We start from the raw sequence: 21,328 nt of genomic DNA, 5'->3' as shown, positions 1-21,328 counted from the left end.
AAAAGTAATCATTCAATTATTTATTATTCTTTCATTAGGGGGATTTGAATTATTATCTTTGCTCCTCTGGTCAATTCATCATTTGCAAGCAGCATTGTTCCATTATGCTGTTTTATAATTGAATCTGCAATGTATAATCCTAAACCATAATGATTCTTTCTGCCTCTACTTGTGTCATCATCCATGTAGAATTGTTCCTTGCCATGTTTTATAGCAATTGGACTAAAACCACAGCCGGAATCTGTAATACAAATAACTGCTTTACTTTCTTTAGAAGTAAGAATTATGTTTATAGTTCCTTTTTGCGGAGTATAATCCAGCGCATTTGATATCAAGTTATTAAACACTCGGTTTAATAGATTTAAATCTGCTGAAATGAAAATATTCTCTTTTCCCTTTTCAGTGAAAATTGTAATTTCTTTTTCATCCGCTATCCTTGTTAACATTGTAACCGCTTCATCAAGTATTTCATTGAGATTAATTTTCTGCTTATTTACAATATAACCTCTATCCGCATGCGTCATCTCCAGAAGCTCAGTCAGATACATCTCTATCTGTTCCAGACTGGCCTTCGCATCTTCAACATACTCTTTAATAACATGGTCTAATTTACTAACTTGTAGTAAATCTATGTTACCTTTCAAAACTGTAATTGGTGTCTTAAAATCATGTGCAAGAGCCGAAATTTGCTCTTTACGATTTTGTTCCAAACGCCACTGTGTTTCCAGAGCTTCTTTTAATGCCAGTCGCATATCATCCATGCTATCCAGTACCTGATCGATTTCTTTAACTCCACTGGAATTTATATTAAAATCCAAATCATGCGCTTTGATTTTTTCTGTTGCTTCTAAAATGGATTGACCTCTTTTTTTCAGCTTTCTGGACGTCAAAAATGCAATTAGAAATATTAAAACTATTGCAAAGCATAGGTATCCAATTACAATTGCTAACTCAATATTAACAAACACTTCACTTGTAAAAAGCTGTTTTTCCGCGACAATATACAAAAACATGAGTATGCACAGTGTTAACCCTAAAATACCAAATCCAATACCATAAACTGCTTTTATTACAATAGACATGAGCGTTGTCTGGTGTCTCTTTCTATTCTTTACATTTCCCACTTATATCCGATCCCCCAGACTGTTTTTATTGGCGAAACTCCGGCATCATCTAGCTTAATTCTTATATTCTTAATATGGGTTACAATTGTATTGTCATTACTTTCTCCATCATATCCGAATACAGCTTCATATATCTGTTCTCTCGAAAATATCTGTCCGCTGTGTTTTGCAAGATATTCGCATATTTGGTATTCACCTTTCGTCAAATTTATACTGGCATTTCTGACCATTAGCTTCATTCTTTGTAAATCAAATTGAATATCTCCTGACTGCAGTACTGAACGGTGCTCACGACTTTCTCTTCTTAGATGGGCGCTTACCCTTGCTTTCAGTTCTCCCATGCTAAACGGCTTTTTAATATAGTCATCCGCACCTAGTCCAAATCCATATACTATGTCTGCTTCCTCCGTCTTTGCAGTAATAAACATAATCGGACAATCTACTTTATCACGAATTCTCCTGCAAGCCTCAAAGCCATCTGTTCCCGGCATCATTACATCCAGCAGAATCATATTAAACCATGGTAGTTTATTCTCTTCCACCTCATCAAAGCTCAAACATGATGTAACCGTATGACCATCCTGAATCAGAATATTCCTTATTAATTTAAGAATTCTTTCTTCATCATCGACAACAAGTATTTTAGCCATATATTCCATCCCCCCTATATTACTTTTCTTTTGCTCCCTTCAAAAGCATCTTATAAAATCTTTATAAAGATTTTATGAAGATTTTTAAATTAAAAATAGATGTACTTTAAATAATCTATCATCATATGATTTATAACCTTTTCAAGTGTATATCTTACTAAATTATCATAGTCATTTCCATATATCCATTTACCCATAATAGCTCATATCTATTAATTTATTACTATTATTTTTTTATCCAATTATCATTAAATTTATCTCTAAACTCTTCCATATCTTCCTCAAAACGTGTTAAGCTTTCCGCCTTCATATGTTTTGAAAAAATAATAGCATTTTCTGTTGCAAGTGATGGCCAAAAATACTGAACCATTTTTTCTGCACTTAGTCCACTCATTCTGCCTATTGTGATGTTTATACTACTTTTTATCTTTGGAAAACTGTTGTTGAATTTATAATTGGGTCAAACACTTTTTCATGTAAAAATTCCATTAATTCTTCTTCCTTAGTCATGGTAAACGCTTCTATAATTATTGATTCCTTTTTAATCGTATAAGTTCAGTTGCCGCTTTGAGTCTACGACCTGGATCAGTAGACTTTAGTTCTTCTTCTAAAATTTTTAAAGCATTGATAAATAATTCATCTAATTTTTCCAGGTTTTCTTTATCTATAGATGCTTGTTTCCCTACTAATTTACTTAATTCTGATTCCTTAATAGATTGTGGATATTTACATATTGTATTTCTATTACTAATAAGTTTTTGAATCCCACTATCAAGTTCATTAATCAAATTCCTATCAATCCATTCAACACTTCTTCTATGACACATACCATCTTTATCGTTATCATACTGTTCCTCATATACATATTTCCCTACTTTACCTACGTAAGTGTAGTCATTTTCTACAATAAAAACAATATCTCCTGTTTTCATTGTATTTACAAAAGTATTAACTTGGCCTAATGCATTTCCAAGTTTATGTGCCTCATACTTATAAGCTTTTTTAATTCTAGAACGAATTTCATCTATACTTGCCTGCTCTAAATCCCCAATCCCAGGCCATCCTATACAAACAAATCCTTCATCAATAAATTGGCGAAACCTTTCAATACCATGCGGCTTTGTTTTCATTTGAAAAATATTCATATTTACCCTCCTCTTAAATTCGTTACGATTCGTTATGATTTCAATATACCGCTTCTATAATATTGAGTCAATAGTTTTCGTAACAATTCCTCACAAATTCATAAAATTTTTAATACTATTTTAATAAAAATACAAAATAAACCTAATAACAGAACTTGCTCTTTTAAGGCATAGAATTAGCATTAGTAGGTTTACCTTTCTATTTCAAACGCTTCATCACAACAAAATACCAATTAACAGTATTGTAAGTAACTACTATAAATTTATAACTTTTTCATTGTAGAAATGAATAATTTTAAAGGTAAATTCGGAACTCTATATCATCTATATTCTAAACAATTTTGAACGCGAAAAAACTAAGGTACTATGATATCATAGTTTACTATTTTATATGTAAGTTTAAATTATATTCTAATTGAAAATGTAAACACACATTCTTTTAATAATTAAACATTAATTTTATTGAATACATATTTTTTATTATTATGACCATACTATTAGTGAAATTTATATGTAGGAGGTATTACTCATGGCAAAAGCTAAACAATATGTTGATCAAAGTATGACAAATGTGCAAAATACAGTTTCATCATTAGAAAAAGCACTTACTTCAGCAGAAAAAGCAGAAAATAAGACTAAAATTCAATCAGCAATAGATTCACTTAATTCTGCATGTCAACAATTATCTAATTTTCAAGATTAATACTAAAAAAGGGGCTGTCGCAAAATAATTAAAATAATTAGGAGCGACGCTCCTTTTTTGCTATTCAATAAAAATATGTTTTTGTTAAATTTTTATATACCTTCATTTTACTATTATGATTTATTTAGGTACATTTTTGTTTATATTAGTAATCACTGCAATTTTAACATTCATACATTATTATTTCTGACATTATAACCTAAGAAAATAATCATCTTTTGGTATTAAACCCTCTAAATTTAATAGTAAAACCACTTCATATACATTATTAAATTTTTTCTTGTAATTAATCATATATTAAGTAAATTACATATACAAAACAAGCTATTGCTCCTCTAACCTTAAGTTAGTTTTGCAACAGCCCATTTTTCTACAATAATTATATTATCTTTTTTACAAAAAAATTATTAATCCTGTACTTTTTTTAACTCTAATATTATTGATCAAATCTATCTACTTTAAATAAGTTTATATCTTTATCTACTTCTCCATAATATAATTTACTTAACATCATTCCACCTAACATAGCAAATAATATACCATTTGCTCCATAACCTAAGCAATACCATAACTTAGAATTAGTCGGATCTTTTCCTATAAAACCTAAATTATCTTGAGTGGATGCAAATGCTCCACAATATTTATATTCTATTTCTATATTTAAATTTGGGAATAAACTTTTTAACCTTTGTTCTAACGTTTCATAACTTTTATTACATAGTTCTTTATTATATATATCTGGTATAAAGTTTATATCCTCGCCACCAATTATTAGCCTGTTGTCTTTAGTTGTTCTAAAGTAAGTATAAGGATCTTTATTATCTCTAATAATAACATTTTTATAAATATTCTCAATATTATCTATTGGTTTAGTTGCAAGATTAAATGTAGTAGTTTTGGTTCCAAAGGCTCTTTTAGTAAAAATTCCTATATTGTAGCCTGTAGCTGCAATAATAATTTTACCTTTAACTTTATAACCATATACAGTTTCTACAGTAACATCATTTTCTGAATATTGAACATCTAAAACTTCTGTATTTTCGTATACTCTTAATCCCTGCTTACAACTTACCTCAATTAGATGTTGAGTAAATTTATAGGGGTTCAATACAGCTCCTCCATTTTTACCTATTACACCTCCTTTTACATCAAATAGAAATGGATTATTATCTTCATCAATAAATTCTACAGGTAATCCTGCTTCTTTTCTTATATAATACTCTTCTTTCATTTCCTTATTTTCTAGTTTCTTATCTGTATATAAAAAACTGTCTACTCTTTTAAAATCACATTTATTACCATGTTCATTTATAAACTCTTCAATTTCATCTAATGCTTTTATTCCAAGATTATATGATCTTATTATATTTTCTATACTTGTATATGACTTTAGCTCCATAGCATTATCATCAAGTTCATATTGAAGCAATGATGTTGTTATACTAGTACTACCATGACCTATTCTTGATTTTTCTAAAATAACGCAATTAATATTATTTTTACTAAAGTAGTGTCCTAAAATTGCTCCAGTAACTCCGCCTCCTACTATTATTACTTCTGTATCTATATCTTCTGTTAAATATTCATATTGTTTTATAGTTTTATTAATTCTTGTAAATATACAATCACCTTGTACATATTGTGTATTCATATTAAAACACCTATCCTTATGTATAATTTCAATATTAAAAATATATTTCTTATGCTTTTGTAATTAATCCTCTAGAATTTCTTAAGTATTTCTACTTTTTTCAGGGACACCTAATAATTCATATAAATCATTAAAAAATTTAATACTTTTTTCAGAATCAATATTCTCTTTTACTGGAACCTCTAAGTAAGGTATATTAATTTTATTCTCTTTTAACATATCATCTAACACTGCCGTCATTACTCCGTAAGTCCCTTCTACTTGATCACCATTTAAATCTGGCATCATAGACTCTGTATTATATTTGTTTACTTTATGCTTACCCCAATATATACTACAAGTTGGACTTCCTTGTATTCCGATATAGCATAGAGGAGTATTATTATTGTTTCTAAGTTCACATACCATATCCACATAAGATTGAAGTTCTTTTCTACAATGTTTTTTAAAAAATATATTGTCATATTGTTCTCTTCCTTGTGGATTTCTCAAGTAACCCATTGCTGTAAACTCTGGGCAAGGTAATTGAATAATACTAATGTGTTTATCTAAAAAATAATCTATTATTTTTTGAGAAAAAATAAAGTTTTTCCCTAATAAATGAACCCTAGTAGCTGGGTTCAATAAACAGTGTGAAACTATTATGAAATAACGCTTTCTTTTAGACATATTATAATCCCTTCTTAATTATTTAGATTTTAAGATTTATTTTTTCCTAAAGTATATGGTTATATTCTTAAAACACTAAAATATAGGTTTACCTTTTATTGTAAAATTGTATAAATCCATAATGAAATAGACTAACTATTTTGTGTATTGAAATTTTAAAATAAATAGTTTTAAACAATAAAAAACTAGCTTAATGTTAAATACAATAAGCTAGTTATATAGAGAAACAAGTTTCAATTTAAATTTATTCAATAACTTTAAAATATTTTTATACAAGATACAGTTGAACTCTAGGTAATTCGAAGCATGTCTCACTATTTTAGGTATCCAAGTTTTGAAATAAATAATTTTAAAAGTCAGCTTGGAACCCTATATATTACTTTATTCTAAAAATATTGTTTGAATTTAACTCAATATATCCGTTACAATTATTTCTGAAATTTTTAAAGTGATTTACCCATTTCGTAGGTTTCATTTATTAACTTTCTATGATGTTGTACATCGCCGATATTTGTTATCCCTACACCTCGGATAACATCTGATAACCTTGCTTTATCATAACACTTAATCCATCCATTAAGTCCTTCTACAGCAGCATCCATAGCTTTGGGATTATCATCAGCTGCGGCAGTAATCAAATAAACTTCTCTAAAAGAATAATCTGATGGGAACAGGGGATTTAGACGGTCAAGCAACGTTTTCATTTGTCCGCTCATCTCATAATAATAAATTGGTGTGGCAAAAACTATTATTTCTGCATTCTTAACTTTTTTTACTATATTTGAAGCATCGTCTTTAATAACACATTCTTGTGTTTTCTGACAGGCAAGACAGCCTTTACAAAATCCTATTGTTTTTCCTTCTAAGCTTATTTTTTCAACATTGTTTCCAGCATCTTTCGCTCCACGAATCAGTTCATCTGCAAGGGTGTCGCTATTAGCACCCTTTCGAAGACTAGTAGAAATTACAAGCACGTTCTTATTCATTTTATTCCTCCTCCTTTATTGATAAGATTTTATAAATACTTTAACAGCATCTTTAAGTGTTATTTTATATAAATAATACAAACACTCGTGATTTTTTGATTATTAATTGCAATTTTATTAAATTAATCATTTTCTAAATCACTATATATTTTTTTATCGATAACATGTCCAATACCTTATTTTAAGATACTTATAATATCTTCTATAATCTGAACATCCGTAAGTCTATTTTTTTTCATAAGTTCATCGGGAACATAACGATCTAATAATTCCTTTTTGATACCATAATTTAATACTTTCATATCAGAAAGTCCATAAAATCTTACAATCTTTTCACCAAAACCACCATCTAAAATTCCATCTTCAAGAGTAATTACAAGTTTATGTTCTTTTTTCAAGCTTTCTAAAACTTCTTCATCTATCCCTGTAATATATTTTGGATTAATTAGAGTAGCCTCAATGCCATTTTCATTTGAAAGCTTTGTTACAACGGACTGACCAAGTTGATAGAAATCTCCAAGTGCAATCACTGCAACATCTTTTCCAATTTTTGAAACCTTATATTTATTCAATTTAGAGTAATCTGTCTTATCTTCTACTCCGCTTTCGATTACTCCCATCGCCGGAACACGAATAGCCACTGGGTGCTCATTTTGACTCATTCCCCACTTAAGCATTTTAAAATATTCTTCTTTACATGTTGGAGCAAGATATACCATATTGGGAATATTACTCATCATGCCAATATCGTATAATCCAAGATGTGTTATATCATTCATTCCATAAACAGATGCCAAATATACAAGTATTACTGCTGGATTATTATTTATGCACAAATCTTGTGAAAGCTGATCATATGTTCTTTGAAGAAACGTACTATATACTCCATAAACTGGCTTTCCACCATTTGCTGCAATTCCTGAAGCCAAAGCTACTGCATGTTCTTCTGCAATACCAACATCAACGAATTGTCTTCCTGCTTCTTTTCTTCTTTCTTGCCAAAAACCAAACACTGACGGAGTTCCTGATGTAATAGCAACCACTTTTGGATCCTTTTTTATAGTATCTAACAGATATTTTCCAGTAAGATTTCCATAATCTTCTGTATCACTTATAGAAGATTTTGATTCTCCTGTCTCTATTACAAAAGGCATTCCCCAGTGCCACTGCTCTTTATTATTTTCAGCAAATTCAAAACCTTTTCCTTTAATTGTATGAATATGAACAACCACTGGATGATTTATATCCTTAACCTTGTTAAATACTCTGATTAACTGCTCAAAATCATGCCCGTCTTTTACATAATAGTAATCTAATCCCATTGCCTTAAAGAAATTACATTGACATTTTCCTTCTGAGTCTCTAAGTTCCTTAAGATTTTTATATAAACCACCATGGTTTTCTGCAATAGACATATCATTATCATTTACAATAATAATCATATTTGTTCCTGCTTCTGATGCATTATTTAGTCCTTCATAAGCTTCTCCGCCGCTTAATGAACCATCTCCAATAATAGCAATAACATTCTCATTCTCATCTTTTAAGTCTCTTGCTTTAGCAAGACCACAGGCAAGACTTATAGATGTGGAGGTATGTCCAATGTTGAAAAAGTCGTGCTTACTTTCTTCTGGATTAGAATAACCAGAAACCTCATCATATTTTTTTGAATTAATAAATGCTTCCTTTCTTCCAGTGAGGATCTTATGAGTATAGCTCTGATGAGAAACATCATAAACAATCTTATCCTTTGGTGAGTTAAATACATAATGTAATGCAACTGTCAGCTCAACAATTCCAAGATTAGGACCAATATGTCCGCCATGTTCACTTAACTTCTTAAGCAATACCTGACGAATTTCTGCACTTAAATCTTTCATTTCATTTACTGATAATTTTTTTACATCTTCTGGTGAATTTATTTTATCTAAATACATATTTCATCCTCCTAAAATTCATTCATTCTACTGCAGACATTTTTTATATTTTCGTCTTCCTTTTCATTTTCTTTGTTTTGTTTATGAATTTCTTCTGTTCCAGCTTCAATTGCTGTTTCATAATACCAAATCTTATGGTTAATAGTTTCCATAATCCTATTTAATTCTTCCATCTGTTTTTGGACAGCTTCCTTTCTTTCAAGAAAAATTTCCAATCGTTTCTGCAATGTGATATCACCTTCTGCACACAAATCCATATACCTTTTTATATCCTTTATTGGCGTTCCAGAATTTTTCATGCATGTTATAATAGCCAGTCCCTGGAAATCTTCATCTTTAAAAACTCTAGTGCCATTCGGCTTCTTATCTACAAATGGTAGAAGTCCTTCTTTATCGTAGTAACGCAAAGTAGGAACTGTAACTCCCATTTTCTCTGCAACTTGTCTTATAGTATAATTCATATAGCACTCCTTTCTTCACTGAGTGATAATTAATCATAATTAATATAATCTACAAAACAATCATAAGGGGTAAAGTTAACTTTATGTCAATACCTTAATTAAAAAAACATTATTTTTTCTTGTCCAATGCGTGTATCTTATTAACTCAATTGACTTACATCATATTTTTTAATAGTTTTCAGAATCAAATCAAACATGATTTGCATAACAATCACATAATATACATAATTTTTTGCCTCTTTTAATAAATTATCACCTTCATTTTTATTCTCCTACCAAATCAAAAATTATATTCCTTTATGTGTTGATTATTATTCACCGATATAATAACTATAAAACCTTAAGGCGAATTTAGGTCAACGTTTTTTAAAAAGAAAAAACTAGCCTACTGTTAAATACAATAAGCTAGTTATATAGAAAAATAAGTTCCAATTTAAATTTATTCAATAACTTTAAAATTTTTTTATAAAAGATACAATGTTGAATTATAGGTAGTTCGAAGCATATCTCACTATTTTAGAATTCTTATAAATAGCACAGTATACTACTTCCTACATATTTAGAAATTTTCTTGCTCATATGATAGGTTAATTATGTCTTCTTCTGTAATCTCTCGCAATACTTTGCAAGGATTACCTACTGCAATCACACCTTCTGGAATATCTTTATTTACCACACTTCCTGCCCCAATAATGCTACCTTTTCCAATAGTAACTCCACCACATACAGTTGCATTAGCACCAATCCAAACATCGTCTTGTATTGTAATGGGTTTTGAAGTTCCAATTCCTTCTGCTCTTTGTCTTGAAAGTATAGCATGACCAGAACAGGCTAAACAAACTCCAGGAGCTATAAATGCATTAGCACCAATGTGAACTGGAGATGTATCTAATATCACACAATTATAATTAATTATAGCAAGTCCATGGGTATGTATATTGAACCCATAATCACAACGAAATGATGGCTCGATAAACGTTAATGGATGACAGATCCCTAGTAATTCTTTTAAAATACTACTTCTCTTTTCACCTTCGGATGGTGCCGTTTGATTATATCTCCAACATAATTCTTTTGCCTTTTGTTGTAATTGCGATGGCATATCTTTATGATTTGAAAAATATCCTTTATTTTGTCTCATAATTTCTGTAAAATCCATTAATCTTATTCCTTTCAAAGTTATATTTGTTTAAAAATTGTATTAATAATCATTATGTATACTACTTTTCAATAATATAAATTTATCAATAGCCTTCTCAAAATAAAATTCTTCACTTTCTATAATTCGTTTTGCTCTAGGCATCTCTAAAAAAGAACATAATTGTTCTTTTTACTTCATTAGTTCCATAATGTTTCCCACTAAAATATTATGTATACAATTTCATTTTTGCAATTACTTTAGAATTAAAGTTCTACTTATAAAAACATATTATATATATTACTCCTTATTTTACACACATTAACTAAAAAAATCCAGTTAGGATTGTTTTATGAACCCACAAATAACTTCTATTTTCACTTTTATATTTACTTACTACTTCTATATCTTCTCCATCAAGCAAATCTAAAATAATCTTCTCCCCATAAAGCACTGTCATCTTCTCCACCATAGTCTCTTGTATTACAGCCAAAACAACTGGAGCTAATTTAAAATATGTCAAGTACGGGTTTATTAAACAAAGAAAAACTAGCTTACTGATACATTCAATAAGCTAGTTACATAGGGAAGCAAGATCCAATTTAAATGAACTCTAAATGATTAGGAACATGTTTCACTATTTTAGGTATCTAAGTTTTGGAATAGATAATTTTAAAAGTCAACTTGAAACTCTATATATTGCTTTATTCTAAAAATATTGTTTTAACTCTTCTATTGAATTTAAATCAAATATATCCGTTGCAATTACTTCTAAAGTTTCTTCTGGAAGTGATTTTATTTTTTTCTTATATTCATCAGGTACTTTTTTAAATTTCTTAATTAACATTTTAATTAAAAGTTCAGATTTTCCTTCTTCTCTACCTTCTTTTATTCCCTTTTCCATTCCCTTTTCCATTCCTTCTTTTATTAAACTTTTACCTAGTTCAGTCATTCGCAATTCCTCCTTTACTTTCTCCAAATCTTTTCCACTTAAAAATTTATTTGCAAAAGCATATAATATTGATTCCACATCATACTTATAATCATTGTTTATATCTTTTACTATGTGTATAGCATTAATTATTTTATCTGCTATTGTTATGTTTCCTCCCATAATAGGAGTGAATGTTAAAGATATTATATCTTGTTTTGTAATATCCTTACCTAATTTTATTTTAGTTACAATATCATTATATATCTTATCTCCATCTCTACTCGCCATAGATATGGATTTAACTTTATATTCATTTATTCCAGTTTCTAAAGTACTCTCTGGATTTTTTATATTACCTGAATAAACAACATATGTAACTGCATCTTTTCCAGTTTGATGACTTAATAATGCTTCATAGGCTCTGAACCTTCTTAAATCCATTTTGCCTTTATTCGTTGTTTGAAATTCAAAATGTATAAAAGTGTCATCTTCCATTAGAAAGGTGTAGTCCATAAACATATTTTTAGTTTCTAAAACTACTAACTCTGTTGGTCCAAGTTCCTTAACTTTTTTATCTATACCAAAGAACTTTAACCCTTCTTCTGCAAAAATATCCATTGCTCTTTTCATGATTAAATCTTCATAATTCGTAGGTTTCATCAGTTCACCTTCCTAGTTTTTCATTATATCTATATTTTAATCCATTAGTAGAAATAGTTCAAATAAAAGTAATTTAATTATACTTTAAAACTTCTTTAAATTTAAATTAAGTTCACTAGATATTAGTAAAATTTTATCTATACTTTATATTTGATTTTCTACTACTTTTATCTCTATTTAGTGTACTTATAGTATGAAGTGGCAGTGAAACTACGATCTCAGCATGTATCATAACATAAGAACAAACAGCACTAGTCTTTCATTTATAGTTTTACCACTTGGAATACTTCTAAAGAAAAACTATAATTATTCCTCAAAATGGGTATGAAAAAAGCACCTATATAAATTAGATGCTTTTTAATACTTTGTATTTTATTATTACTCTGGTAATTGAGCTTCTATTTTTTTATATAACTCCATAAATTTATCTATTCTTTCTCTTTTATTATCATTGAAAGATTGAATGTTACCTTGTGGATTTACAGCTAAATCTGTTATTGATTGATACGCAGTATACATATCCATTACTGTATCATATATTGATTTATATTCTTCAGGTGGATTATTTAATTTTTTCATTATTTCTGATACATTTTCTTGTCCATCTTTAATACTTTCAACAGTTTGTACTGTTGTATTATCAGCAAATAAGTTTTTTAAAGCTGTATTAAAGTTGCTTACAAAATATCCATCTGGCTTGGTATATTTATTAGTTTCTGCATCTTCATCCTTATAAATAGAATTTACCCAAACTTTAGATATTAAATTTAGTAACTCCTCAGCTTCTGTCCCACTTGAAATCATAGCTGCTTTTAAAATTATTACATTATTTTTATATTCTTCAGTTTTACTCTTTTGATTTTGTGATTTAATAAAAAAATACCCCCCTGCACATAACAGTAATATAACAGTTATTAATGCTATCCCCCTTGTAATTTTACTTTTCTTATCTTTATCTAATTTAATATTAACTGATGAGAGCTCAACTTTTTGTGTTTCATTATCATCCATCTCTATTGGATAACCACAATTAGGACAACTCTTTACTTTATCAGATATCTCTTTCTCACATTCTGGACATTTTATTAAAGCCATAATACCCTCCCTATAAATAACAATACTAAGAATTATAACATATTTTTACCTTATTTTGAATATTATATATAATTTTGTAATATTCAAATCCCAATCTCATCATAAATACTTCCTAAATTACCTTGATTTCTAATCAATCTATCTAGTGCCATTATTAAAGCTACAGCTCAATCAATTTTTCATGTGCTTTTTTCTTTATCGGGTTTTATGTTTCCTGCTGTACCTGTTTTTACGAGGATGTTATCCATCATACAACTTAATACCGGTTGCCCTCCATATGATATTCTTTTTTCTAATGTTAATTCCATTTTATCAGACTCATATTTTACAAAGAAAGTTTTATATTGTGATTGCTTATCAAGGTAGCTTCATTCTTGATTTATGGCTATCCTTCAAACTAAAAGGATTAAAAATAATATACTTAAATACAAATCTAAGTGTTGAAAAGTAAAAATCTATAGCAAAATAACCAAGCAGTTAGAACACGTTTTAATCTAACTGCTTGGACATTATTCCAGTTCATTTTCTAGAGATAACATTTTTTCTTGACGCATTTCATGCAAAGTTTTATCATTACCTTTAATTATAGCCCAATCATAAATTCTAATACTAGACCAACCTGTTACCTTTTGTCCCCATTTATTAAAAGTGAGTTTTTCACCTTTAAAATTAACATACTTACTATCAATAACTGTAGCTTCTGAATTATCTCTGTTCTTAATTACTACAATGTTTCCACTTTTAATAATTCCCCACTGAAATAACTTATCCATACCAGGAAATATAGTTCTAGTTATAGATGTATCATTTTTACTCTTATATTTAGATACTTTTTTACTATCCACCTCAACATAAAAATCTTCTAAAGATGGTGGAGGTAATATTCTATTTATATCTATAAAATATTCTTGTCCTATTTTCATCGGACTTAAATGAATTATTCTTTTCCAATTTGTATTTGTTATTATTCCAACACTTCTTGGACACATAAAATGCTTGTTCAATTACTGTGTCAGCATAATCTTATTAAAATAAATTATTTTTTAAAAATTCTTTAAAGGAACATGATCTAAATTCTGCAGAAGGATTAATATTATTAGCCCTTTATAGGAAGGATGGAATAACACAGGATCAGATAATAGGTGAGCTCCAATATGATAAAGGGGTAATGACCAGGACTATGAAGACATTAGAATAAAAAAACTATGTAATAAGAGAAAAAATCCTATAGATAACAGATCTTCAATTTTTTTTAACAGATAAAGCAAAGAACTTTAAAGAAACGTTGATTTGAAATTTAAAGAAATGGCATAGTATAATTTTACAAGACATTGATGATGAGTCTTTAAACTTAGTTAATAGCTATTAAAAAAAATGTATGATAATGCAATAAATAGAAACTGGGATAGTGATGAATAAACATAAAGATCTAAATATTCTTAAGGGTATAATTATTATATTCATAATCGTAGGACTTGTAGTTGGTGGACTTAACGCTGCTTTGAGTAATTCTGAAAATCAAATATTAAGTGAAAATATAAAATTCATTTATATGCTGTATGAAAATGTGTTCAGGACTATTGTAGTTATAATTTCTAGCTATATATCAATTAAAGTATTAAATCAAAGAAGAAATTTTTCAATAATGAAATATATTTCATTGCTAAGTTTCTCTATTTTTATGATTATTGCTCTTATAATAATTCCCTTTATAACAGAAATATTCTAGATATCCATTGCAATAATGCTATTTCCGTGATCTTCAATTCCACTACAGATATTAAAAGATGGATGCTTTTTCTCAACTAAAATAGAAAGCAATATGATAGGGATACTTATTGGCATATATGTAATATGCCAATTTATTATTATATTAGGGACCTTATTTTATGGTAGAAGCTTTCATTGCTCTATGCTTTATTCTTTTTCTGGCTGCCATGCAGAAAGTTTCTCATTAGCACTACCACTATTAAAGAAAAAAGAAATTAAAAAATGGCAAAAAAACTTCTATTTATCATAAATATATTTATAATTGTTTTTAGTATATTCATTATGACTTTCATGGCAATAGCTATTTTTTAGACAAGCAACTAATTTCATTTACAACCTTAAGAAATTTGAAATTAATTAAACATATGATATTTTATTGCTTCAAATATTCTATTTTACCTTTTATTTTATAGTACTGATTTTCTCATAAAACCACCAAACTGTAGTCATATTAATACTTGTAGATATTACTTGTCAAACCTTAATTTATAATACCTCTCAAAAATACTATTTACTCTATTTCCCAATTTATAATTGAAGTTAGCTCATCTTTTACTGGGTTTATCATTTCTACATCACATTCTGGGCATATATTTACTGTAGTGTTTGCAATAAATTCCCATCCGCAATTGTCACATTTATGCACGAACAATACCACTTTTTGGTTATTCATTTTTCTCCTCCTTATATTACTTCCATTAAAAATAATCTGTTATAAATTATTATACCCATATCTTTTTAAATATGTATTTATCCGAACATATTTTCTTGTTAAACTTTTTCTAATTCTAATTTAGTATTTGCAATTATTGCTTGTTACTTATTGTATGTAGACTTATTGTGTGTATTTTAATAAAATTTTATTGTAGGAGGAAAATTTATGAGTGATATTTGTAAAAAATTCGGTCTAAATGTAAAAAAACACAGACAAAATAAGGGTTACTCTCAAGAAAAATTAGCTGAAATTACTGGACTTCACAGGACTTATATCAGCTCTGTAGAAAGAGGGACAAGAAGTATTTCACTTAATAATATTGAAAAAATAGCTCAATCATTAGAAGTTGAAATATATAAACTTTTTACATTTTAAAACAAGGAGATAATAATGCGTATTTTTAATGAAAAAATAAAATGTTACTTAAATAATGAAATATCTAAATCACCTAGTAATTGGTAATATGCATCAGGTGCTAATTTTGGTATTCCACTTCAAAAGCTTATTGGTAAATATTATAAAGATAATTCAAAAAAACTTAATATAAGCAAAGTTGTTATAAATACCAATCCAAATTGCCCAGACCCCGATGTAGTACTAACTTTTAATGACGGTAAAATTGGAGGAATTGAAGTTAAAAGTTGTAAAAATGGCCTTTTAACAGGAGTGACTATATGTAATTCACCTCAATTAATTAATGATAAAGAAGCAATATTAATTAATTATACTTTTGTTAACAATACCCTAAATGTTATAGCAGCAATATTTACACAAATTTTCAGATTGATAACTATAAATAGCTGGTTGATTATCTAGTACTAGAGATACTGGTAAGAAAATTAAAGGAAGAAATTATAATGAATTTGTTTCTTCTTCTAATGAAGATGATTACCCTCTAGAACAATTAACAAATCCATCTTTAATAAGAAAGACAGTACTTTATTATTCTGCTTCTAAGTTAGTGGATAAGAATTATAACCTCACCGATGAAGAAATACTAAAAGCTATACGACATTTACGGAAGAGTTAATATCTTCTTATAACAATAAGTCTTATTCATAATAATAAACTTTTAACTTTATGGAGGTATGCTATGATTTTAGACAAAATTTTATTATCAAAAATTGATATGGTTGGTCAAACTTTACTGAGGAGAGCTAATATTAAGGATTATCCGAAAAATATCGATGAAATGTATAATTTTTTAAACATTTTAAGAAAAAGCATAGATGATAATGAATTTGATGGAGTCCTTATAGGAAATATATTATTTTCATTTGTATCAGATAAAGAAATTAGGGACAGAAATACTACTTCTCGTACTTTCGAAGATATATTTGCTGCATTATTTAATCAAAAGTGTAGCGATAAAACATCTAGGAGTAATCCTCAAAGCACATCTGAAATTCTTTTGTTGGACAAGTTATGTGTTAATGAAGATTGGAAAATATCAACAGATTTATCTGGTAACAAAAGGGAAAAAGCTGACTTAATATTAGAAGATTACAAAGTTTCATTAAAAACACTAAAAGGTCCTATTATCGGATTAAATAATGAAGTAATTGATTCAAGTACAAATGAAGAATTAAATGCAGGTAGCCTATCATATAGAGCGTTATTAAAAGGTATTTTAACTGATGAAGAAATCAGAAATTTAGGTGATAGAAAAGCTGGATTAGGTTCTGGAAAACAGTTAAGAGCAAATATTTTTAACCCAATAATTAAAAAATCTAAGCAAAAAGAGTTTCTTGATAGATTAAAATTGTATCTTAAATATGTGTATGAAGATGATATCTATATTATTTTGAAATCTCATTATAGAATAGACTTTTACTTAATTCCAAATAAATCATTTATCAATTCCTTAATCTATACTTACAAGAATTCCGAATCAGAGTTTGAAAAGATATTCTACAGATGGGAAAATAACAACCTTAGACTAAGATGGAAAAACATGCTATACGTTATGGATAATTATACATTACCTTATACAAAAGTATGTATTAATTTAAAAAACAGTTTACTTAATAATGAACTTATTAAATTCAAAAATGATTTAGAAGTTCAAATTGAAAAATATATTCAACAACATCAATCAAAGTAACTCCCAAATGGAGAGCTATATCAATTATTCTATAGCTCTCTTGGGAATATTTTAGCAATATTATATGCCATTAATACAGGAACTGCATTACCTATTTGTCTGTATCCTGCTGAGTTTGAACCTTGAAAAACAAACAAATCCGGGAAAGTTTGTATACGTGCTACTTCTCTAACTGAAAGTCTTCTATGTTGTTCTGGATGAGGTGGAATCAACGGTCCTCCAGTGCCACTACCTCTTCCCATAATCGTTGGTGCATGTCTCTCCCAAATAGTAGCTCTATTGCCAACTCTATTACTTATATTTACCCTACACCTACTTCCAGTATGATTAAAATATACTGCGTTATTTTCATCAAAATCATATGGCAAATCACCTATTGCATCTCTTAAGTTTGAAATACTATAAATTTCTTGTCTACCAATAAAATGATTTTGTATAAAATCTAAATCGCCATTTCTCCAATTATTATATAAATAGTTCACCTTTTCATGTGGTAAAATATCATCAACTAATTGGCTATTAGATGAATGAGTAGTTCTTACATATAACCTTTTTCTATTATTTATTAAATTTTCAGCTGGTAAAATATGATTAATTACTTGTTGATTATTAACATCATTTCTAACCCCTAAAATTATTACTCTTTCTCTATTTTGTGGAACTCCAAAATTGTAAGCATTTAGAACATTATAAACTACTTTATACCCTGGTCCATCACCTTCAAATACTCTTGAATTTTGAGTTCCTGCTAATTCTAAATCATCCAATATCATATTTAATATAGTCCCTTGTTCCATATTTTCTAAACCTTTAACGTTCTCAAGCAAAAAAAATGGCGGTTGTTTTACCGATATTGCTTTTAATAGTTCTAAGTATAAGAAATTTCTTTCATCTTCCATATTTCTATTGACATTTGCTATTGAAAATCCCTGACATGGAAATCCACCAATTATAATATCACATTCTGGAAGTAAATTATCAATATCCTTCCTATCTCCATTTAATATATGAGTAATATCTCCTAATTCAGCTCTATGTTCTAAAAATTCTCCTATATTATAATTATAACTTTGTACTGCATATTGATCAAAATCATTTGCCCAAACTATATTATGTCCTGCCAAAACAAATCCTAAATCCATTCCGCCAGCACCTGAAAAGAAAGAAACTACTCTCATTTATTACACCTCTTCGATATTTCATCCTCGATTATTTTGAAATCGTGTTCTGATAAACTTCTATAACTTCCTTGAACCTGACTACCCCACTTATGCTTATTTTTTATGAATTGTAAGTTATCCCATATATCTTTTATATATACCATCATATTTACATCTTTAATTACATATAATGGTTTGCAATTTATTCTATGTGGCCATAAATCATATTCATCATTCCAAATTTGTTTCCTATCATAAAAGTATTCACCTGTAACTTCAACAACAGAAGCAAATACTGATTTTTTTGTTAAATAGAAAATAATTTTATCTCCTTTTTTAAATTTCTTTACTGAATTTTTATTTCTTTCAGGAAATCCTACAACATTAAAATTATTTTCAACATCAATATTATAATCTTTTTGTGTAGTAATAATCATATAACAATTATTTTCCAACACTTTTCCTCCTCTCTGAGTAACATTTCAGTTTATTATAACATATTCTTTTTACAAGTCAAGAATTGCAAGCATATATTGCAAGCGTCGCACCTTAAATATCTATATACTTTATACTATTTTCCGCCAATGTGTTAATTAACAACACATTTATCTTCATGTTAAATTTAAATCCCTAAAAACTAAATAAATAACCATTTTTCTCCATGTACTTAATAAGCCTATATAGTATTACTATATTTTTTTCTTTACCATATATATAAATATGCAAATCCCATACTTTAGTGCAAATATCCTTAGTTCTGCGTATTTATTCAACCCCCTAACCCAAAAAATCCCTTAAACCGTAGTCTGAGTGAACATAAAACACACATCCATATTTAGTTAAAATCCTTCAAAGCCTAATTTTTATAATGAACATCTTACTTCGCTACCCTCAGTAAGATGGGCTTTCACACTAAGTTCAGCTATCGCTTCGCTAAGTGTTCAATGCCTATTTATTTACTATCTTCACACCTATATCCACATTCCTAGTATATGTAAATATATTGAGTCACCCATCATTCATAAATTTTATATTTCAAAGTTTTATATTATTCTCCTCTAATCTTATAGCCCATCTTAATGCATCCTATAACAGGAACCACCATCTCACAAATCAAAAAAAAAGAATCCTCCTTAGAACAGTTTATAAAACTAAAGCACATGTATCTCCCCCTAACTTATATGGTCAGATACATGTGCTTTTAATTATTTTTTAATTATTTCATTGATTGAATAATACTATCAACAACGTCAGCAATTGAATCCTTATCTTGTTCTTTTACGCTGGAGTTCACTGATATATCATTATCTAAAATAGTTATTTCTTTCATATCACTTAAATGTTTACGCATTAATTTTCCTGATTGAGGAGCCCAAGAACCATTTTCTATAAGAGCAAAAGTACGTTTTTGAACATTTAGTGCTTTCATATCCATCAGGTATGCTAACATTGGTGGATAAATATTTAAGTTATAAGTTACACAAGCAAGAACTATATGGCTGTATTTAAATGTTTCAGAAATCAAATATGAAACATGAGTTTTTGAAACATCATACATAACCACATTAGTTACTCCTTTTTTAACTAACTCTGTTGCTAAATTATTAGCAGCATCTTCTGTATTTCCATACATTGTTCCATAAACAATCATTACACCCTTTTCTTCAGGTTCATATCTACTCCACTTATCATATTTATCTAAAAAATATCCTAAATCACTACGCCATACTGGTCCATGTAATGGGCATATAGTTTTAATATCAAGAGTACTTGCCTTCTTTAAAAGAGCTTGAACTTGAACACCATACTTACCTACAATATTTGTATAATATCTTCTAGCTTCATCAATCCAATCTCTATCAAAGTTTACTTCATCGTTAAACATTTTACCATCCAATGCGCCAAAAGTACCAAAGGCATCAGCAGCAAATAACACACCGTTAGTAGTATCAAATGTTACCATAACTTCTGGCCAATGTACCATTGGAGCAAACATAAATGCAACCTTATGTTTTCCGAAGGACATACTATCTCCTTCTTTAACCGTTATTACCCTGTCCTGAACATTAAAATCAAATTGATGCATAAACAGGGAAGCTTTTTCAGTACATACAATCTTTACATTTGGATAACGAAGAATAATTTCTTCAATGGAAGCTGCATGATCTGGTTCCATATGATTGATTACCATGTAGTCTAAATTTCTATCTCCTAAAACCCCTTTAATATTTTCAAGGAATTGACGACAAATTGACCAATCAACTGTATCAAACAATACTGTCTTCTCATCTAAAAGTAAGTAAGAGTTATATGAAACCCCTTTTTCAATGGGATGAATATTTTCAAATAGAGCAAGTCGATGGTCATTACCACCAACCCAATAAAGATCTTCAGTTATATTTCTAACACAATACATAGTATTTAAT

The 21,328-nt window shown here is 28.5% G+C and carries 22 protein-coding genes and 1 pseudogene; 4 read left to right on the top strand and 19 right to left on the bottom strand.

Annotation, left to right across the window (positions count from 1 at the left end; translation table 11 throughout):
- Positions 1-23: 23 nt before the first annotated feature.
- From ACYUE0_RS01730 to ACYUE0_RS01715, 4 genes are all read right to left on the bottom strand, one after another.
- Positions 24-1,124 (bottom strand): sensor histidine kinase, encoded by a 1,101-nt coding sequence (locus tag ACYUE0_RS01730; RefSeq protein ID WP_460269277.1) that lies wholly within the window; start codon positions 1,122-1,124, stop codon positions 24-26.
- Positions 1,112-1,774, bottom strand: a complete 663-nt coding sequence (locus ACYUE0_RS01725) for a response regulator transcription factor (RefSeq protein WP_460269276.1) — start codon at positions 1,772-1,774, stop codon at positions 1,112-1,114. Before ACYUE0_RS01725 ends, ACYUE0_RS01730 begins: the two co-directional genes overlap by 13 nt.
- Positions 1,775-2,000: 226 nt before the next feature.
- Positions 2,001-2,168, bottom strand: a complete 168-nt coding sequence (locus ACYUE0_RS01720; RefSeq protein WP_460269275.1) for a hypothetical protein — start codon at positions 2,166-2,168, stop codon at positions 2,001-2,003.
- A 133-nt stretch (positions 2,169-2,301) separates the two neighbouring features.
- Positions 2,302-2,904 (bottom strand): hypothetical protein, encoded by a 603-nt coding sequence (locus tag ACYUE0_RS01715; RefSeq protein WP_460269274.1) that lies wholly within the window; start codon positions 2,902-2,904, stop codon positions 2,302-2,304.
- A 544-nt stretch (positions 2,905-3,448) separates the two neighbouring features.
- Between ACYUE0_RS01715 and ACYUE0_RS01710 the strand changes: the two genes are divergently transcribed.
- Positions 3,449-3,622 carry a hypothetical protein gene (locus ACYUE0_RS01710; protein ID WP_010297230.1) on the top strand — a complete coding sequence of 58 codons (174 nt, stop codon included), beginning with the start codon at positions 3,449-3,451 and terminating at the stop codon, positions 3,620-3,622.
- A 436-nt stretch (positions 3,623-4,058) separates the two neighbouring features.
- Here ACYUE0_RS01710 and ACYUE0_RS01705 read toward each other — a convergent pair whose 3' ends face one another.
- The 11 genes and pseudogenes from ACYUE0_RS01705 to ACYUE0_RS01655 form a co-directional block, all read right to left on the bottom strand.
- Positions 4,059-5,273, bottom strand: coding sequence for an NAD(P)/FAD-dependent oxidoreductase (locus ACYUE0_RS01705; protein ID WP_460269273.1), 1,215 nt, complete (start codon positions 5,271-5,273; stop codon positions 4,059-4,061).
- An 81-nt stretch (positions 5,274-5,354) separates the two neighbouring features.
- Positions 5,355-5,942, bottom strand: coding sequence for a DUF523 domain-containing protein (locus ACYUE0_RS01700; protein ID WP_061994236.1), 588 nt, complete (start codon positions 5,940-5,942; stop codon positions 5,355-5,357).
- Between the two features lie 443 nt (positions 5,943-6,385).
- Positions 6,386-6,928 carry a flavodoxin family protein gene (locus ACYUE0_RS01695; RefSeq protein WP_460269272.1) on the bottom strand — a complete coding sequence of 181 codons (543 nt, stop codon included), beginning with the start codon at positions 6,926-6,928 and terminating at the stop codon, positions 6,386-6,388.
- Between the two features lie 176 nt (positions 6,929-7,104).
- Positions 7,105-8,865, bottom strand: coding sequence for a 1-deoxy-D-xylulose-5-phosphate synthase (locus ACYUE0_RS01690; protein WP_460269271.1), 1,761 nt, complete (start codon positions 8,863-8,865; stop codon positions 7,105-7,107).
- A gap of 11 nt (positions 8,866-8,876) precedes the next feature.
- Positions 8,877-9,326 (bottom strand): MerR family transcriptional regulator, encoded by a 450-nt coding sequence (locus tag ACYUE0_RS01685; RefSeq protein ID WP_460269270.1) that lies wholly within the window; start codon positions 9,324-9,326, stop codon positions 8,877-8,879.
- 559 nt (positions 9,327-9,885) lie between these two features.
- Entirely contained in the window at positions 9,886-10,485 is a 600-nt protein-coding gene (locus ACYUE0_RS01680; RefSeq protein WP_460269269.1) for a sugar O-acetyltransferase, read from the bottom strand.
- 304 nt (positions 10,486-10,789) lie between these two features.
- Positions 10,790-10,924 carry a hypothetical protein gene (locus tag ACYUE0_RS01675; protein ID WP_460269268.1) on the bottom strand — a complete coding sequence of 45 codons (135 nt, stop codon included), beginning with the start codon at positions 10,922-10,924 and terminating at the stop codon, positions 10,790-10,792.
- Between the two features lie 249 nt (positions 10,925-11,173).
- Complete coding sequence (locus ACYUE0_RS01670) at positions 11,174-12,058, bottom strand: DUF4351 domain-containing protein (protein WP_460269267.1); 885 nt, start codon at positions 12,056-12,058, stop codon at positions 11,174-11,176.
- A 378-nt stretch (positions 12,059-12,436) separates the two neighbouring features.
- A complete protein-coding gene (locus ACYUE0_RS01665) occupies positions 12,437-13,153 on the bottom strand; it encodes a zinc-ribbon domain-containing protein (RefSeq protein ID WP_460269266.1) in 717 nt (238 codons plus the stop codon).
- 83 nt (positions 13,154-13,236) lie between these two features.
- Positions 13,237-13,461, bottom strand: a pseudogene (locus tag ACYUE0_RS01660) (terminase TerL endonuclease subunit); the annotation flags it as partial.
- A gap of 201 nt (positions 13,462-13,662) precedes the next feature.
- Positions 13,663-14,157: a hypothetical protein gene (locus ACYUE0_RS01655; RefSeq protein WP_460269265.1), complete on the bottom strand. Its 495-nt coding sequence runs from the start codon at positions 14,155-14,157 to the stop codon at positions 13,663-13,665.
- A gap of 407 nt (positions 14,158-14,564) precedes the next feature.
- Between ACYUE0_RS01655 and ACYUE0_RS01650 the strand changes: the two genes are divergently transcribed.
- Positions 14,565-14,882, top strand: a complete 318-nt coding sequence (locus tag ACYUE0_RS01650) for a hypothetical protein (protein WP_460269264.1) — start codon at positions 14,565-14,567, stop codon at positions 14,880-14,882.
- A 552-nt stretch (positions 14,883-15,434) separates the two neighbouring features.
- Here the strand turns inward: ACYUE0_RS01650 and ACYUE0_RS01645 are convergent.
- Complete coding sequence (locus tag ACYUE0_RS01645) at positions 15,435-15,596, bottom strand: hypothetical protein (RefSeq protein WP_460269263.1); 162 nt, start codon at positions 15,594-15,596, stop codon at positions 15,435-15,437.
- 207 nt (positions 15,597-15,803) lie between these two features.
- Here ACYUE0_RS01645 and ACYUE0_RS01640 point away from each other — a divergent pair, with 207 nt between their 5' ends.
- Together ACYUE0_RS01640 and ACYUE0_RS01635 are read left to right on the top strand one after the other, a co-directional pair.
- Entirely contained in the window at positions 15,804-16,013 is a 210-nt protein-coding gene (locus ACYUE0_RS01640) for a helix-turn-helix domain-containing protein (protein WP_460269262.1), read from the top strand.
- 718 nt (positions 16,014-16,731) lie between these two features.
- Complete coding sequence (locus ACYUE0_RS01635; protein ID WP_460269261.1) at positions 16,732-17,742, top strand: hypothetical protein; 1,011 nt, start codon at positions 16,732-16,734, stop codon at positions 17,740-17,742.
- Positions 17,743-17,771: 29 nt separating this feature from the next.
- On the opposite strand, the gene ACYUE0_RS01630 is transcribed toward ACYUE0_RS01635, so the two are convergent.
- From ACYUE0_RS01630 to ACYUE0_RS01620, 3 genes are all read right to left on the bottom strand, one after another.
- Complete coding sequence (locus ACYUE0_RS01630) at positions 17,772-18,920, bottom strand: DNA cytosine methyltransferase (RefSeq protein ID WP_460269260.1); 1,149 nt, start codon at positions 18,918-18,920, stop codon at positions 17,772-17,774.
- Entirely contained in the window at positions 18,917-19,357 is a 441-nt protein-coding gene (locus tag ACYUE0_RS01625) for an EVE domain-containing protein (protein WP_460269259.1), read from the bottom strand. The genes ACYUE0_RS01630 and ACYUE0_RS01625 overlap by 4 nt, the downstream gene beginning before the upstream one ends.
- Positions 19,358-20,118: 761 nt before the next feature.
- Positions 20,119-21,318, bottom strand: coding sequence for an FprA family A-type flavoprotein (locus ACYUE0_RS01620; RefSeq protein ID WP_460269258.1), 1,200 nt, complete (start codon positions 21,316-21,318; stop codon positions 20,119-20,121).
- Positions 21,319-21,328 lie beyond the last annotated feature (10 nt).

The sequence above is a fragment of the Clostridium sp. CTA-19 genome, assembly GCF_054767855.1.
The sequence above is the reverse complement of the archived record's forward strand: the minus strand, read 5'-3'. Positions and strand labels throughout refer to the sequence as shown.